At 60.7% G+C, this 16,661-nt stretch carries 15 protein-coding genes; 7 read left to right on the top strand and 8 right to left on the bottom strand.

Annotated features, from left to right (window positions below; genetic code table 11):
- From DTI93_RS01610 to gshB, 3 genes are read left to right on the top strand one after another with little or no spacing between them, the layout of a single operon-like run.
- Window positions 1-909, top strand: a complete 909-nt coding sequence (locus tag DTI93_RS01610) for an aldose 1-epimerase (protein WP_249079434.1) — start codon at window positions 1-3, stop codon at window positions 907-909.
- A 6-nt stretch (window positions 910-915) separates the two neighbouring features.
- A complete protein-coding gene (gene greB / locus DTI93_RS01615; RefSeq protein WP_043560592.1) occupies window positions 916-1,416 on the top strand; it encodes a transcription elongation factor GreB in 501 nt (166 codons plus the stop codon).
- Window positions 1,417-1,475: 59 nt separating this feature from the next.
- Entirely contained in the window at window positions 1,476-2,462 is a 987-nt protein-coding gene (gene gshB, locus DTI93_RS01620) for a glutathione synthase (protein ID WP_249079436.1), read from the top strand.
- 40 nt (window positions 2,463-2,502) lie between these two features.
- Here gshB and DTI93_RS01625 read toward each other — a convergent pair whose 3' ends face one another.
- On the bottom strand, window positions 2,503-2,805 hold the full coding sequence (locus tag DTI93_RS01625; protein ID WP_249079438.1) for a hypothetical protein: 303 nt from the start codon (window positions 2,803-2,805) through the stop codon (window positions 2,503-2,505).
- A 184-nt stretch (window positions 2,806-2,989) separates the two neighbouring features.
- On the opposite strand from DTI93_RS01625, the gene DTI93_RS01630 reads away from it, so the two are divergent.
- From DTI93_RS01630 to DTI93_RS01640, 3 genes are all read left to right on the top strand, one after another.
- Window positions 2,990-3,646 (top strand): class I SAM-dependent methyltransferase, encoded by a 657-nt coding sequence (locus DTI93_RS01630; RefSeq protein ID WP_103765432.1) that lies wholly within the window; start codon window positions 2,990-2,992, stop codon window positions 3,644-3,646.
- A 169-nt stretch (window positions 3,647-3,815) separates the two neighbouring features.
- Entirely contained in the window at window positions 3,816-4,955 is a 1,140-nt protein-coding gene (locus DTI93_RS01635) for a hypothetical protein (RefSeq protein ID WP_249079439.1), read from the top strand.
- A gap of 11 nt (window positions 4,956-4,966) precedes the next feature.
- Entirely contained in the window at window positions 4,967-5,932 is a 966-nt protein-coding gene (locus DTI93_RS01640; RefSeq protein WP_249079441.1) for a heme o synthase, read from the top strand.
- Between the two features lie 235 nt (window positions 5,933-6,167).
- Here the strand turns inward: DTI93_RS01640 and DTI93_RS01645 are convergent, their stop codons facing one another.
- The 7 genes from DTI93_RS01645 to DTI93_RS01675 all read right to left on the bottom strand — a co-directional run bounded on the left by DTI93_RS01645 (window position 6,168) and on the right by DTI93_RS01675 (window position 14,160).
- Window positions 6,168-7,145 (bottom strand): TIM44-like domain-containing protein, encoded by a 978-nt coding sequence (locus DTI93_RS01645; protein WP_043560579.1) that lies wholly within the window; start codon window positions 7,143-7,145, stop codon window positions 6,168-6,170.
- A 7-nt stretch (window positions 7,146-7,152) separates the two neighbouring features.
- Complete coding sequence (locus DTI93_RS01650) at window positions 7,153-8,502, bottom strand: TldD/PmbA family protein (RefSeq protein WP_249079443.1); 1,350 nt, start codon at window positions 8,500-8,502, stop codon at window positions 7,153-7,155.
- Entirely contained in the window at window positions 8,499-9,767 is a 1,269-nt protein-coding gene (locus DTI93_RS01655; protein ID WP_249079444.1) for a pitrilysin family protein, read from the bottom strand. The genes DTI93_RS01650 and DTI93_RS01655 overlap by 4 nt, the downstream gene beginning before the upstream one ends.
- Before the next feature lie 163 nt (window positions 9,768-9,930).
- Window positions 9,931-11,328, bottom strand: a complete 1,398-nt coding sequence (gene thrC, locus DTI93_RS01660; protein WP_043560577.1) for a threonine synthase — start codon at window positions 11,326-11,328, stop codon at window positions 9,931-9,933.
- A gap of 26 nt (window positions 11,329-11,354) precedes the next feature.
- Window positions 11,355-12,392: a hypothetical protein gene (locus tag DTI93_RS01665; RefSeq protein ID WP_192848060.1), complete on the bottom strand. Its 1,038-nt coding sequence runs from the start codon at window positions 12,390-12,392 to the stop codon at window positions 11,355-11,357.
- A complete protein-coding gene (locus tag DTI93_RS01670; protein WP_043560575.1) occupies window positions 12,389-12,709 on the bottom strand; it encodes a hypothetical protein in 321 nt (106 codons plus the stop codon). Before DTI93_RS01670 ends, DTI93_RS01665 begins: the two co-directional genes overlap by 4 nt.
- Entirely contained in the window at window positions 12,706-14,160 is a 1,455-nt protein-coding gene (locus tag DTI93_RS01675) for a PepSY domain-containing protein (RefSeq protein ID WP_181005194.1), read from the bottom strand. The genes DTI93_RS01670 and DTI93_RS01675 overlap by 4 nt, the downstream gene beginning before the upstream one ends.
- A 205-nt stretch (window positions 14,161-14,365) precedes the next feature.
- On the opposite strand from DTI93_RS01675, the gene DTI93_RS01680 reads away from it, so the two are divergent.
- Window positions 14,366-16,627, top strand: a complete 2,262-nt coding sequence (locus DTI93_RS01680; RefSeq protein WP_249079446.1) for a TonB-dependent siderophore receptor — start codon at window positions 14,366-14,368, stop codon at window positions 16,625-16,627.
- Window positions 16,628-16,661 lie beyond the last annotated feature (34 nt).

A 16,661-nucleotide genomic window follows, 5' to 3' on the forward strand; every position in this document is an offset into this window, starting at 1 on the left:
ATGCTGGAACTCAAGAGAGACGGGCAGAGCCTGACCATCCTGCCGGAGACGGGGGCTGCCCTTGGCCAGTGGCAGGTGCAGGGGCATGACATGCTCCGTCCGGTCGCCAATCCGGCCCTGCGGAACCAGAAGGGCGTGGCCGTGGGGGCCTATCCTCTGCTGCCCTATGTCAACAGGATTGCAGACGGCCATTTTGCCTTCGGGGGAGAGGAGCACAGGCTTGTCCCCAACATGGAGGGCTGCCCGCATCCCATCCATGGCAATGGCTGGGAGCATGAATGGCAGGTGGCGCACAGAACGGACAGTCACGCCATCCTGACTTTCGATCACACGCCTTCTGATGATGAAGCCGGTCGGGGGGAATGGCCCTATGCCTATCGGGCCGTCATGTCCTACGAGCTGCGGGCGGACGGGCTGCATGTCTCCATCGTGATCCGGAACAGCGATACGGTCGATCAGCCGGTCGGTCTGGGGTTCCATCCTTTCTTCCATTCAGAGGCCAAATCCCGCCTGAAATTCGCAGCCGACTCGGTCTGGCTGACGGACGGTCACGGCCTGCCGACCGAAAAAAAATCCTGCGAAGGTGAGTGGGATTTTTCGAAAGGGCAGGCCCTTGGGGAGCTGAAGCTGGATAACGGGTTTGCCGGGTTTGCCGGTCAGGCTCGGCTGGAGCAGCCCGGGGGTCTGCCAGACCTGACGGTGGAGGCGGACCGGATTTTCTCGCATCTGGTGGTCTTCTCCCAGCCGGAGGAGGGCTATGTGGCCATCGAGCCGGTCACGAGCATGACGGATGCCCTCAACAGGCCGGAGATCGCCGGGCGTGGCGTGCATGTGCTGGCACCGGGGCAGAGCCTTGGTGGCATGATCCGCTTCCGTGCTGATGTCTCACGTCGTCCGGCGGAAGGCTGACGCCGCATGGCCGCCGAGAAGATTGCCCTGCACCGTTATCTTTCCCCACAGGGTGCGGCCCGGATGCGGGCTGAGCTGAAAGAGCTGACCCAGAAGGAGCGGCCGCAGGTCGTGGAGGTCGTCTCATGGGCGGCGAGTAATGGCGACCGTTCGGAGAATGCGGACTACCAGTATGGCAAACGCCGCCTGCGGGAGATCGACCGGCGCATCCGGTTCCTGACGAAACGGCTGGATCAGGCCGTGATTGTGGACCCGGCAGCCCAGACCAACCGGAACCGTGTCTTCTTCGGCGCCACAGTCTGCTATGCGGATGAGGAGGACCGTCATTATACCGTGACGATCCTTGGCGTGGATGAGTCCCGGCTGGAGCATGGGGAGGTCAGCCTGCAGGCTCCGGTGGCCCGTGCTCTCATGAAAGCTGCCGTGCATGACGAGGTCACCATGCAGACACCATCCGGCCCTGTCCTTGTGGAAGTGCTGTCCATCGCCTATCCAGACCCGGCCTGATATGGTGGGGGCCTGAAAGAAACCGTTCGGTCCTGAACTGCTTTTGCGGAGTTATTCTTATGGTCCAGTCCTCTTCCTCCCGGCGGCGTGTTGCCGTGCAGATGGACCCGCTGGAAGATATCAACATCGATGGTGATTCCACCTTTGCCCTGATGCTGGAAGCCCAGCGTCGTGGGCACGAGCTGCATGTCTATCACCCCACCACCCTGTCCCTGCTGGAAGGAAAGGGCACGGCAGGCCGTCTTCAGGCCCGGAGCCGCAGGGTGACCGTACAGCGGAAGAAAGGCGATCATGCTGCCTTTGGCCCGGAGGAGGTTCTGGACATCGGCTCATGTGATGTCGTGCTCATGCGGCAGGACCCGCCTTTCGACATGGGCTACATCACGGCCACCCACATGCTGGAGCATGTTCATGGCACGGGCGAGGGGCAGGCCCTCGTGGTGAATGATCCGGTATCCGTACGCAATGCACCGGAGAAGCTGCTGGTCACGCATTTTCCCCAACTCATGCCGCCAACGCTGGTGACGTGGGACCGGGAGGCGATTGCCGCTTTCCGGCAGAAGCACAGGGACATCATCCTGAAGCCGCTTTATGGCAATGGCGGAGCGGGCATCTTCCGGGTGAAGGAGGATGACGAGAATTTCTCCTCCCTGCTGGAGATGCACTTCTCCCGCTCCCGTGAACCGCTGATGGTGCAGCGTTATGAGCCTGCCGTGCGGCTGGGGGACAAGCGCATCATCCTTGTGGATGGCGAGCCGATCGGGGCAATCAACCGTGTTCCTGCGCAGGGTGATGCCCGGTCCAACATGCATGTCGGCGGCCGTGCCGAGCGTGTGGAACTGACGGACCGTGACATGGAAATCTGCCGGACCATTGGTCCGTACCTGAAGGAACATGGCCTCATTTTCACGGGGATTGACGTGATCGGGAACTGGCTGACGGAGATCAACGTCACCTCCCCGACGGGCCTACAGGAACTGGACCGTTTTGATGGCATCAACAGTGCCGGGATGATCTGGGACTGCATCGAGGCCCGTCTTTCCTGAAAGGAAACATGGAAGCGGCCTGGCCCTATGGTCAGGCCTTTCACCTGTTTGGTGTCTGGTCCGTTTTCCGTGTTACGGTCTCGTGGGGAGGCTCTTCCGGTGATGTGGAGCCGTCCTCTGCCCTGGCATCTTTTTCAGGGTCGGAAGGATAGAGATTGTCCCGGAATGGAATGGGTACGCCATCAGAGAAATATCCATTTTCCACCTTCAGGTCCCTGGATGGTCTGTCCCGGCTGAACCTGTTGATGAGCCATGGAAACAGTCTTTCATGGTAATAGACAACATAAAGGGCCACCCAGAAAAACAGGCAGAGAAGGGCCAATATGAGATCGAGATGCTTCATCGTGTGATCCAGTCATGAGTTCTGGTTCTGTTCTGGACAGGTAGACCAAATTTTTTCGCATAATATCGTCAGAATACCTTGTCAGCCAAGGGCGTTGGGGGGCAAGAAAGGGGCGGACTGATCGGTATCAGTAGCGATAATGCTCCCCGCTTTGTTGGGGGCAGACAGTTGAGGCTGCATTTTCATGGTGTCTTCCCTTAAACCCCGTTCTTCCCTCGATGCTGACAGCGTACGTGATGCCTATCGCCGTTGGGCCCGCATGTACGACAAGGTTTTTGGCGGTGTATCTGCTTTCGGGCGACGGCGGGCCGTGGCGGCTGTCAATGCGCTTCCGGGCACGCGTGTGCTGGAGGTGGGAGTTGGAACCGGGCTGGCCCTTCCTTCCTACAGGTCCGACAAACGCATTACAGGAATCGACCTCTCGGAAGACATGCTGGCCCTTGCCCGGGAGCGTGTGAAGAGGGAAGGTCTCCGTAATGTTGATGAACTTATGGTGATGGACGCCGAACATACCACCTTTGCCGATAACAGCTTTGATATCGCCGTCGGCATGTTCGTGGCCTCTGTCGTGCCTCATCCGGACCTGCTTCTGGCAGAGTTGAAGAGGGTGGTGAAACCGGGGGGACACATCCTTTTTGTCAACCATTTCCTTGCCCGTGGGGGCCTTCGGCTGAAGGTGGAGAAGGTCATGGCCCGGGCCTCCCGTGCGCTGGGCTGGCATCCTGATTTTGCCATTGAATCCCTGCTTCCACCGGAGGATATGGCCCGGGCGACCATCGTGCCCGTCCCTCCGGCGGGTCTGTTCACCCTCGTGACATTGCCGCCTGAGAAGACTAAGTAGGGGAAATCCATCTGCCTTCGAGCAAGGCAGATGTTTCATGGTGGCAACAGGCTGGCGGAATAGAGTGACTTCAAGGCCGTTATTTCAGACAGTATCTTCATCCCGTCATGGGAGAAGCGGTGGGGCGTTTTTTCTGCTGGCGTTGTTTGCTGGCATGTTGGGGGGCGCCATGGGGTTGCCTTTCCTGCATGTGCATCCGTCTCCTGGTGTCGTTGTGTCCCATGCCGTGCTGATGACATTTTATGTTGTATGCCCGGCTTTTCTGGGCGGGATGGCCCGCTGGTTCCTGCCGGACCTGCTGAAAGGCGAGGGCATGGCTCTGCCGTTTGCGGTCCGTACCGGTTTTGGCGTGCTGGCTGTAGGTGCCTTTCTGCTGCCGGTCATGCCGTTTGTCGGGCTGGCTCTCTGGAGCATTGGCGTGCTGGCGCTGGCTTTCAATGTGCTGGCCACGGTTCTGGAGATGCGGTCCATCCCCTTCCGTGATTGTCCGCCGCTGGTCTGGGCGTTTCTGGCCAATGCTCTGTCTGTGCTCATCATCGCTCCCGTTCTGCTGGCTTTTCTGCTGCGGAGTGGTCTGGCTGGTGCCGGGCCTGAAGCCCTTCTGACGGTTCTGCGTGGCAGTGTGGAAATGACCCTGCTGAGCGTGCCTTCGCTTGGCATCATCATGGCTGCTCTTCTGCCCGGGCAGAAGAAGCAGGGGTGGGTACCCCGCTGTGCTCCCCATGCGTTTGGCGTCATGGGTGTGGTGCCTGTTCTGCTCTGGGCTGACCATCTCTTCGGCGGGTTTCCGTCATCGGTTTACAGTGCTGGATTGAGCATCGGGCTAGGGGTTCCCTGTCTGGTTCTTCTCGTAGCCTTTGCCAGGGATATATGGCGTACTGCCCTGCCATCGGGGCCAGTGGCGGCCTGGGCTTCCGGTGGGCTTGTATTGCTGCTTGCTGGCTGGGCCGCCATGCTGACCGAACCAGTCTGGGGCATACAGGGGGTGCCGCCGGGGGCCTTCGTTCTGGGGGCGGCAGGGCATCAGCTTGTGATGTTCGGCAGCCTTCTTGCTCTCAGTGCAGCTTTCTATGGCTGGTGCGGGGCCAGACTGGCACGGTGGGGGCGATCTTTTTCCATTTTTGGCATGATTCATGCTTTCATCACGTTTGTCGGGGCGCTCTGTTCCATTCTGCCGCAGTTGATCGTGCCTGCCGTGCTGTTGATGGGCTGCAGTCTGCTCATGTTCGCCCTGTCTGCCGGAATGGTCTGGTATGGCCTGCTGGTAGAGCGGACCCAGGGGACAATGGGGCTTTTTCCTGAAGAGTAAGGTGTTTTTCCATGCAGGCATCATCCGGTCTTTCGGCCTCTCCACTGGCCCGTTTTCTGGGGGCGCTGCGTGTCGAGGGACATGCTGGTGATACGGCTCTGCAAGATTGGGTGGCGCTGCTCAAACCACGAGTGATTTCACTTGTGGTCTTCACCGGGTTGGCGGGCATGGCTGTAGCGCCGAAATGGCCGTCCGTACCTGTCGGGCTGGTCATCATTGCCTGCATCTGCATCGGGGCCGGTGCGGCGGGTGCCATCAACATGTGGTATGATCGTGACATTGATGCGATCATGAAGCGGACCCGCGTTCGTCCTGTTCCCGGAGGGCGGGTCGAACCAACGAGTGCGTTGGTTTATGCGGTTGTGCTGTCGGTAGCCTCCGTTGTGCTGCTCTGGTTGGCGACCAACCTGCTGGCGGCAGGGATTCTGGCTTTTTCCATCTTTTTTTATGGTGTGATCTACACCATGTGGCTCAAGCGCAGCACGCCGCAGAACATCGTGATTGGCGGTGCAGCCGGAGCTTTTCCCCCCATGATCGGTTGGGCAGCGACGATGGGATCGCTGGACGTGCTGCCGGTGGTGATGTTCGCCATCGTCTTTCTGTGGACGCCTCCGCATTTCTGGTCGCTCTCCCTTTATGCGTGCAAGGATTACGAGAGTGCGGGCATCCCCATGCTGCCGGTCGTGAAGGGCGCACGCCATACACGCTGGCAGATCGTCATCTACACTTTCATTCTGGGGGCCGTGTCTCTCGTGCCGAGCGTGGCAGGGCAGTGTGGCTGGTTCTACACGGTCTGTGCCAGCCTGCTGGACCTCGGTTTCATCTATTACGGCCTGCGGGTCCTGTTCGACAGACAGGATGAGAAGGGGAACAGCCTGACGAAAGATAAACCGGCCCGTCATGCGTTTCGCTATTCACTGGCCTATCTGTTCTTCCTCTTCTGTGGCCTTCTGATTGACAGGGTTCTTCTGGCATGAGCGATCATAACACTCCTTCCCGCCGCCAGGGCCGTCTCTTCGGCATCGTTCTCGGGCTTTCCTTTTTCACGCTGGCCCTGTTCGTGGTGGCTTTGTACCGACTGTAACGTCTTCTCGTAGATGGGAAAGAAAAACCCCGCCTGCCTGTCCATGAAAGGTTCAGGCAAGCGGGGTTTTTTCATTCAGGTGAGGGCGGCTGAGAGGCAGGGTGGCTGCCTCTCGCCCAGGGGAGTGGTCACCCGGCCTGCTGGATGGCGGAGAGGATCCAGTTACCCCGGCCATCGGCACGGAGGAAGGTCCAGAGTTCCGTGATGGTCTGGCGTTCGGTTTTGCTGCCGTCCAGAACATTGCCCATGCTGTCGGTCGTGACATCAATGGCGGAATATTGCAGGGCCACGGTGGCGTAGGTGATTGTGCCTTCCCGCCAGGCTTCGGCAAGGTCACCCCGCAGGAACTGGATATCAGAGACGATGTTGCGGGCACCACGGCTTGTCAGCTCGGAAAGCTGGTTGTTGAAGTAACTGACCATTTCAGGCGTCGCCATGCGCTGGAGGGACATCATGTCCTGTGCGCTCCAGGCAGCCTGTACGTTTATCAGCAACTGCTGGAAGGTGCTGTAATCATCAGGCGTCAGGGTCACGCCCTGCGAAGGAGCCTGCTGCGGCTGGCTGGTGAAGGGGGAGGAAGCGCCACCGGCTGCACCAAACAGGCCAGAGCCACCTGCATTGCTGGACATGGTGTTGTTGGAAGACCGTTTCCGCCAGAGTTTGATGAGGAAATTGATGATGAAGGCAACGACCAGCACCTGAATGAGGAAGCCGAAGAAGGACCCACCGCCCCCGCTGAAACCGCTGAAGAAGCCATGCCCGCTCAGCATTCCGAACAGCCCGGCCCCAAGGAAGCCACCAGCCAGCCCGGTCAGAAAGGGGTGCCGCATGGCAAAGGGTGGTCGCATGCTGTTGCCGAAGTTTGGCCGACTGAAGCCGCTCTCCGGTGCCGGAGAGGCATAGGACGGCGTGCGGGGCGTCATGCTGCGGTCCATGGGCCGGGTCCAGTTGGGGGTGAGGCTGGTGCGGGGCGGGGGGCTATAGGTGCGGGAGCCCCGGCTGCCCAGGGAAGACCCCATGCCAGCTCTGGCATCGGCAGCCGGAGCAAGGGCAAAGAGTGGCAGGCACAGGGCTGCCGCTGCGAGGGGGAAAAGACGAATACGCATAATCTGGTCAGTCTCCAGCAAGACTCATCTGGTCAATACGGATGGTTGGGGCGTGATGGCCCGTCATCAGGTTGAGGTCATTGGCGGGGATGAGCCGCGCAAACATGTCAAGCAGATTACCTGCCACCGTGATGCCTGATACAGGCTCGGCAATCTCGCCATTGCGGATCATGAAGCCTGAACCGCCCCGGCTGTAATCGCCTGTCAGCATGTTGATGGCGTTGCCCATCAGTTCGGTGATGAGCACACCCTCCCTGATATCACGTCTCAGTTCTTCAGGGGAGTGGGTGCCCGCATGAAGGAACAGGTTGGACGGACCGGGGTGGACATTGCCCCCGCTGGTCCGGTTGGCCCGGCCATTGCTGGCGGGCAGACCCAGCCTGCGGGCACAGCGGCTGTCCAGCAGCCAGTGGCGAAGCTGCCCGTCTTTCACAAGGTCCAGCGGCAGGCAGGCCGTGCCCTCACCATCAAAGGGGCGGGAACCGGCAAGACGGGGCAGGGTCGGGTCATCGGTGATGGTGACGCCAGACCCAAATACCGCTTCATCCAGCCTGTCCTTGAGGAAGGAAGTCCCCTGCACGATGGCGGATCCATTGATCGCCCCAGCGAGATGCCCCAGCAGGGAGCCGGACACGCGGGGGTCGAACAGGACCGGATAGAGGCCCGTTCTGGGGCGGGTAGGGTTCAGCCGGGCAAGGGCACGGCGGGCCGCCTCATGGCCCAGCCGGGCAGGATTTTCTAGGTCGGTCTGATGCACGGCACTGTGCAGGGCATAATCCCGTTGCATCCCTGTTCCTGTTCCCGCCAGGACGCTGACGCCACAGCTGTGGCCGCTGCGCTGATACTGGCCGGCAAAGCCGGCACTGGTGGCCAGGGCGATGTCCTGAAGGGTCGTGCTGGTTGAGGCACCACTGCTGTTGGTGATGCCTGCATGTGAGAGGGCTGCGTCTTCCATCTCACGGGCTCTGTCCAGCAGGGCCGGCGTATCCGGCGTGCCAGAGGGGTCGAGCAGGTCGAGCTTTGCAATCGTGCTGGCAGGAACAGGCATGAGCGGTTCGTCTGCCAGACCGTCATCAGGGGATGGAGGAACGACCCTGGCCATGGCACAGGCCCGTTCTGCAAGCTGTGAGAGGGCTTCCGGCGTTACGTCATTGCCGGAGACCGTGGCCACACGGCCCTGATGGAAGACACGCAGCCCGAGGGACAGGCTCTCCGCATGGCGGAGGCCTTCCGCCTGACCCTGCCGGATCATGGCGGAGCGGCTCCGGCCACGGAGCATGACCGCATCGGCATGGTCGGCACCGTGCTGGCGGGCAAACTTCAGGGCGGCCTCAAGATGGGGGAGCAGATCGGTCATGCGGATTTCAGTGCGGTGTGGATGGCATCTGGCCCGGGGATGTTGCGGGCTGGTCCCATGGTGGTCAGCGTCGGAGCCCCGTTGAAGATGGTCCGGGCCATGGCCAGGACGTCCTCTTCCGTTACGGCATCGATCTTGCGGATCATGTCGCTGGTGGGAATGATGCGGTCATGGACCTGGATCTGGCGGGCGATCTGGGCACAGCGGCTGCCTGTGCTCTCCAGCGACATGAGCAGCGAGGCCTTGAGCTGCGTGCGGGCACGGTCCAGTTCTTCCTTGCTGATTCCCTTCTGGAGGGTGCTGAGCTCAGTCAGGGCGGCAGGAATCAGTTCGTCCGTCTTGTCTGGCCCGGTCCCGGCATAGAGGCCGAACATGCCGCTGTCCGCAAAGGGGCTGGCAAAGGTGTAGACGCTGTAGACGAGCCCGCGCCGCTCCCGGATTTCCTGGAACAGACGGGACGACATGCCACCTCCCAGCAGGGTGGAGAGGATCATGGCACTGTAATAGCCTTTTTCCCGATAGCCGGGGGCGGGGAAACCCAGCAGGAGGTGGACCTGGTCCAGCTTGCGGTCCGTCTGCTTCATCCCGCCGACATACCGGCCCGGTACGGCCTGTGGTGGCGTGTGCGTGGGCAGGTCGGCAAAATGGGTACGGACGAGGTCGACAACCTCATCATGGTGGAGATTGCCCGCTGCGGCGATGACCATGTTCTGCGTGCTGTAATGCTCATGCATGTAGGCCATGAGCGTCTCCCGGCTCATGCTGGCGATGCCATCTTCCGTGCCAAGGATGGGGCGGCCCATGGGCTGATCGGGGTAGGCACATTCCTGGAAATGGTCAAAGACGATGTCATCAGGCGTATCATTCGCCTGACCGATTTCCTGAAGGATGACACCACGTTCCCGCTCCACTTCTTCTGGCAGAAAGGTGCTGTGGGTGAGGATGTCGCCGATGAGGTCCACGCCAAGGGGCAGATCATCCTTCAGCAGCTTGACGTAATAGGCTGTATTCTCCCTGGCCGTGTAGGCGTTGAGATAACCGCCCACATTTTCGATTTCCTCGGCAATGCGGATGGCAGAACGACGCCCTGTTCCTTTGAAGGCCATATGCTCGAGAAAATGGGCTGCTCCATTGGTGGCTTCGCTTTCATGGCGGGTGCCAGCAGCCACATAGGCTCCGAACGAGACGGTTTCGACACGCTCCATCCGTTCCGTCACGATGTTGAGGCCATTTTCAAGAGTCGTACGTCTGATCTGTTCGCTCATGCAGTTCTGCGTGTCCATGATGTGAGAAGAAGCGGAAAGTGTTTGCAATATGGGGTGCCGGGAGTCTTTTTCCAGTCCCCCCGTTTTTCACGGGGCAGACGGAAAAGGGGACAGCCTGACAGGGCCATCCCCTTTTGCCCATGTGTAGCAGCCAGCGCAGGACTCAGCGTCCGCGATGCGCCCGGACAGCCGCTTTGACCTTTTCGAGGTCGTTGGGAAGAACCTCATAACGTTCCTTGCGGGAGAAGAGGTCTGCCAGATGCGGCGGCAACTCCGGATGGATGCCGGTTGCTTTCTTTACGGCATCGGGGAACTTGGCCGGGTGGGCCGTGGCGGCGGCCACCATCGGCACGCCTGCTTCACGGAAGCGCCGCCCCGCTGCCAAGCCGATGGCGGAGTGAGGGTCTGCCAGATAATGGCTTTCAGCGTAAAGTGCCTTCATCGTGGCGGTCGTCTGCTCGTCACTCAGGGCAACGCCGTGGAAAGTTTCCCGGATCTGCTCCCAGGCGTCATGTGGCACGGCCATGCAGCCCGTCTGCCGGAATTCTTCCATGATGGCACGGCAGCGGTTGGGATCACGGCCCAGCATCTCGAACAGCAGACGCTCGAAGTTGGACGAAACCTGAATGTCCATGGAGGGGGAGAGGCTCGGCTCCACCTGCCGCTTCGTCATGTCGTTGTTCAGAAGGAAGCGGGTCAGGATGTCGTTCCGGTTGGAGCCGACACAGAGATGATCGACAGGCAGCCCCATCTGGCTGGCCACCCAGGCGGCCAGGATGTTGCCGAAGTTGCCGGTTGGCACGGCGAAGGAAACCGGGCGGTCCGGCCCACCAAGAGCGAGGGCGGAGCGGACATAATAGGGAATCTGGGCTGCAATGCGGGCCCAGTTGATGGAGTTGACGGCGGAGAGGGCGCAGTCCGTACGGAAGGATTCATCGGCGAACATGGCTTTGACCATGTCCTGACAGTCATCAAAGTCGCCTTCCACGGCGATGTTGAGGACGTTGTCCTCCAGCACTGTGGTCATCTGGCGGCGCTGGACTTCCGACGTCCGGCCATGGGGATGGAGAATGACGATGGACACATGTTCCCGGCCACGGAAGGCCTCGATGGCGGCGGATCCTGTATCGCCCGATGTGGCACCGACAATGGTCACATGGTGGTTGCGCTGTTTCAGTACATGTTCGAAGAGGCGGCCAAGCATCTGCATGGCCATGTCCTTGAAGGCGAGCGTCGGGCCGTGGAACAGCTCCAGCGAAAAGAGACCATCCTCCACTTCCACCAGCGGTGCTACGGCGGCGTGGTCGAATTGTCCGTAGACGTCGTGCGCCATGGTACGGAGTGTGTCACGGTCTATGCTGCCCTCGGTGAACAGGCCGATGACCTCTGCCGCAAGGTCGGCATAGGAGAGGGTGCGCCAGCCTGTCAGGGTCTCGCGGGGGATATGCGGCCAGTGATCGGGCATGTAGAGCCCGCCATCACCAGCCAGACCGCTGAGCAGAATATCGGAAAAGTCGGGGGCAGCGGCATCCAGTGTGCCGCGGGTAGATCGATAACGCATGCCCCCACTATATCACCGAAACGCCATCAGGGCAGGGTAATTTCCAGAAGATGCTGGTGATTGGTTATTGGGGCCGGATTCGTGCCGTTTTCCGGCATGGCGGAACCGGTCAGGACAGCCAGCCGTCCCGGCACGCCTGAGCGGCCTTTGAGCAGTGTGACGGCCTGGGCATCATAGAGTTTCTCATCATGAAGCAGGCGCCAGGGCAGGCGGTCGGCACCAAAGGCGAGCAGGTCTCCATGTTCGATGTCGATCATGTAGATCGTGTCATCCCGGCTGATGGTCATGCCGCCAAGGCTGGGGGTACGGCGCCAGTTTGTCATGGCTTCTATCCGTTCCGCCGGGCCAAGGCTGGAATCGGTCAGAATGTCAGTTCCGATTCGGTAAAGTGGTCCTGTCGGGGTCTGATAAAACAGCCAGTTTTTGCCGTGGTCCAGTAGAAGGAAGCGTACGTTGCCCCCCGTTTTGGGCTGCCCCTGTGCCGTCGTGACGGGCTGGCCATGCCGGATGAGAGGGGCATGGCTGCTGAGGGAGGGGGCGCCTTCCAGCAGACGCTCTGCATGACCGCTCCTGAGGTCGATGATGACGAAAGCCGGAACGCCGTCATCGACCAGAAAAGCCTTGCTGTCCGTGACCTGAAGGGCCGAAATGTGGCTGCCGACGGCCAGGGCGTTGCTGAAGCCGATATGGTTGAGGATGACCCCTGTATCCGGTGCGATATTGAGCAGTGCGGGCGTGGGCGCCTGTGTTACGGCCCAGAGGCCCTGGGATGTCGCCGTCAAGGCCGTGATGGCGGGCAACTCGTCCATCAGGAGAGTGAGGCGGCTGTCCACGGGGTCCAGACGATAGATCTTGCCCGTCATACCCAAGGCGAAGGGGGACCCATCGGGAAGGGAATTCAGCGAGGGGGCCAGCGGCAGGCTCAGCTCATGTTCGCCAACAATCCGGGCCTGCACATGGGCGTCCTGCCAGGGGCGGTCTGCTCTGGCAGCGGGGCTGAGCCCCAGAACGGCGGCCGACATGATAAGGGCTGAGGTCAGCAGTGAGGACAGACGTATTTTCATGGCAGGTATCTGGGTGTTCCCCGATGGTTTTGCAAGTTCCGGCCTTTGGGAGCTGGTGAGTGTGGCAGATGGGGGAGGGTCAGGCCGAGCAGAAAGCCCGTGGCTGGAGCTGTGAAGGCCCAGAGGAACAGTCCGTCCAGTCCTTCCAGAAGGCAGGCTCCGGTCAGGCCGGCGGCAGGCAGGGCCAGGCGGAGAAGCGTCTGTAGCGTTCCGGCAGGGGGAAGATGGCAGGGATTCTGTCGCCTGTAGGTGGGCAGTCTGTTGAGATGGAGCAGCCAGACAGCAGCCCAGAGGCCCATGAGGAACAGGATGATCATGCCGCCTGCTTTCGGAAAAGATGCAGAAGAACGGACAGGGCAGCCAGTCCAAGGCAGGCTGCCAGAAGGTCCACGGCGCCGAAGAGGAGAGGTCGCCCCGTATGAAAAGGGCGAGTCAGCAGGTCGAGTCCTGTAGTGCCAGTGCCCATAACAGCCACAAGGGCGAGCTGCTGGCAGGTTGCCGGTCTGATGATGAAGGCATGGAGCAGTGAGAGGCTCCAGAGACCGAAGAAAACACTTTTTTCCCAGAGAATGGGCGACAGGGAAAACGGCGTGGGGAGGCGTGTGCTCCAGAACAGGGCCAGCGTGGCCAGGGGCAGCCCCAGTGTGGTGGCGATGGTGACGGCCTCATGACTGCGCTGGAGGCGCTGCCGGATTGTGGAGGAAACAGGGTGATGGGTGATGCTGTTCCTTTCCGACTGCAGGAAGAGGACCAGGCCGGACCCGATGATGATGCAGCCCATCAGACCGCTGAAGCAGTAGAACCAGCGTGTTGCCAGTCCGGCCCAGCGCAGGTTGTGCAGTCCCACGAAGAAGCTGTGTACGGTCGGGCAGACGGACCGGGGCGGCAGGGTGGGGTGGGAAGGTGTCAGGGCCTGCCTCTGGAGGCAGAAATGCAGGGTGTCAGGGCCATAAAGGCCGATTTCCCTGCCGGTCTGCATGAAGAATCCATCTGCTACCGTGCCCCACTGCCGCAGGCCGTTTTCGGTCAGGCTGCTGATGATGGCGGGAGACAGGGACGGTGGTATGGCTGTGTGGGCCTGATGGCGACTGGCATGGCCTGCGGGGTGATGGGGCGGGTTCATCATGTGGATGAGCTTCTGGGACTGAAGGATCACGCCGGACAGGCCGATGATGAACAGGACGGGCAGGCTCAGCGTGCCGCACAGCAGGTGCAGGTCCAGCCAGCGGCGTTGGGAGGCAGCCCGGGGGCGGAAAAGCAGCAGGTCCGGCAGGAAGCGGCGCAGCTGGAGCCACAGGCCGGTCAACAGTGTCACGAGCAGACCGATGCCTACGGTGGTTGTCAGTATCTGCCCCCATGGGTTGGGCAGGTGAAGGCTGGCATGGAGGGTCACGAAAAACGTGCCGCCGGTGACGTCATGGTCTGTCAGCGGCAGGCCCGTGTCAGGCGCAAGGGCCGGGCCGAGGAAGATGCGCCCATCATAGTGCCAGAGGCGGAAAACGGGGTCCCGTGGAGAGGGAAGTTTCAGGAAAGCGAAGATGCCCGTGTCGAGCTGTGTCTTCAGATTCTGTCCGGCCTTCAGCAGGCCGGTGCGTGTCATGGCGGGCAGGGGACTGTGGAGGGCGGTGCGGGGCTGCATCCAGCCCTGTATTTCCGGAGAAAAACAGGCCAGCGAGCCGGTGAAGCAGAGAACGAACAGGAAAAGGCCAGCCGGGAAGCCGATCCAGCGATGGAAAAGGCGTAGTGCGGTGCGGAGCCTTGGAGACATGATGGACGCAACACGGCATAAATGAGAATGATTCTCATTTATTACGAGGTTTTGGCAGTTCTGTAAATGGGGCAGGACGCAAAAATGACAGGGGTGTAAAAAACGGTAAGAGGAAAAAGGTTTTTTTATGAAAAAAAGTTGAGAATAATTATCGTTAACATATAAAGCGGCACTCATTCAGTTTCACAGTTCAGGATGGGCACGCATGGTTATTCCTTTCCGTTTTTCCCGCAGAACCGTCACTCTCTGGTGCCTTCTGGCAGGCAGCATGCTGACGGGGCATCCCGTCTGGGCTGCCGGAGATGAGGGCAGAGAACAGACAGCAAAGGGCCAGATGGCCCGGCCCGGCCAGCCGGACGGCAAGGCTGACATCAGGAAGAAGAGCGTCGGAAAGGACCGTCAGCAGGCGGACGCACCCCCGGTGGAAACCATCCTCGTCAAGGCACGGCGGCGGGAGCAGATGGAGGTGAAGCTGGGCGGGCAGGCCGGCGTGCTGGGCAACAAGAAGGGGCTGGACCTGCCCTTCAACCTGCGCAGCTATACGTCCAGCATGATCCTGAACCAGCAGTCCCAGACACTGGGGCAGGTGCTTCAGAACGACCCGTCCGTGCGGACGACATATGGTTTTGGCAATTTCTCGGAGACGTTCATCATCCGGGGGATGCCGGTTTATGGGGATGATGTGGCCATCAACGGCCTGTATGGAATCAGCCCCCGCCAGCTGATCTCTCCCCAGCTCTATGATTCGGTGCAGGTGCTGAATGGGGCAAGTGCCTTCATCAACGGGGCCGCTCCGGGGGGAACGTCGGTCGGTGGCAACATCAACCTCCAGTTCAAACATGCGGGGAGCGAACCGCTCGCCCGTCTGACGGGCGACTATACCAGCAGGGGTCAGGGAGGCGGCAGTCTGGATGTGGGGCGTCGCTTTGGCAGGAATGACCAGTTCGGCATCCGTTTCAATGCGGCGGGCATGGACGGCCAGACCTCCATTTCTGGTGAGCGGCGTCATTCCGTTGCGCTGGGCCTGGATACGGACTGGCACAATGACGACACCCGGATCAGCCTCGACATCAACTACCAGAACCAGAACGTCCAGCAGGGGCGGGGGTCCGTGGTGCTGAATTCCGGTCTGACGGCCGTTCCCAGACCCACGAGACCGGGGCGCAACTGGAGCCAGGGCTGGAGCTATGAGGACATGCACTATGTGTTCGGGCTGCTCAATGTCGAGCATGACCTGAACAGCCATGTCATGCTCTATGGCACGTTCGGGGGCATGACAGGCCATGAGGAAGGCAATTACGACACGGTCTATGTCTCGGACGGGCTGAAGGGCACCGGCTTCGGATACGGGTCCTACGTCCCCTACCAGCAGACCAATGAAAGCACCCGGGGTGGCGTGCGGGCGCATTTCAGGACAGGTTTCCTGAAGCATGAGGTCAATGCCGGTGGGTCGGCCCTGTGGTCGGAGGCCTCCACGGGCTATGCGGGCGGAATGGTCGGCGATACGAGCCTGTATGCTCCCGGGGTCCAGGCCAAGCCGGCGTCGGTCCATCACGTTTCGGCAACGCCAGCCACGAAGACGCAGCTTTACAGCCTGTTCTTCTCGGATACGATGTCTTTCTGGCATGACCGCATCGCCCTGACGGGAGGCTTCCGGTATCAGCACATTCTCCAGAACAGCTACCAGTACACGCCGACCCATTATTCCCGGGATGCCATCACGCCTGTGGTTGGGCTGGTGGTGCATGTGGCCCGCCATGCTTCTCTCTATTTCAACCGGGTGGAGGGGCTGAACCAGGGGCTTCAGGCCCCGGCACGGAGTTCCCTGTATCCCAATCTGGTCAATGCGCAGCAGTTCCTGTCACCCACACGGACCGTCCAGTATGAAGTTGGCGGGAAATATGACATTGGCCGTTTCAGTGCGTCCCTGGCCTTTTACCGGTTGGACCGGCCGACAGGGCTGGTCGAGGATTATGGGACGGAACAGATATTCAAGGCCAGTGGCAGGCAGCGCAACCAGGGCATCGAGCTGAACGTCAATGGTGAGATCATTCACGGGCTGCGCTTCAACGGGGGCAGTGCCCTCATCCAGGCCAAGCAGGTCAAGGGGGACTATGTCGGCAACAGGGCTGTCGGCATTCCCGGTTATACGATCAACGGGAATCTGGAGTATGACATTCCTTTCGTGAAGGGACTGACCCTGACGGGGCGTGTCACCCATACGGGCCATCAGTGGGTCAATGTCCAGAATTCCCTGCGGATTCCGAACTGGACGACCTACGATCTCGGTGCCCGCTACACCTTCATGATGACACCGAAACGCCCGATGACCTTCCGTTTTGGTGTGGAAAATCTCACCAACAGCCATTACTGGGCTTCATCCTACACGGCGTTCAGCAGCGTGAACGGTTATCTGACCCAGGGGCTGCCACGGACCTTCAAGGCGTCTTTCTCGACCGACATGTGAGTCGAACCGGACGGGGCCATGCCATGCAGGCACG

Origin of the sequence: Parasaccharibacter sp. TMW 2.1884 (assembly GCF_023337695.1) — a bacterium.
Classification (GTDB): Bacteria; Pseudomonadota; Alphaproteobacteria; order Acetobacterales; family Acetobacteraceae; genus Bombella; species Bombella apis.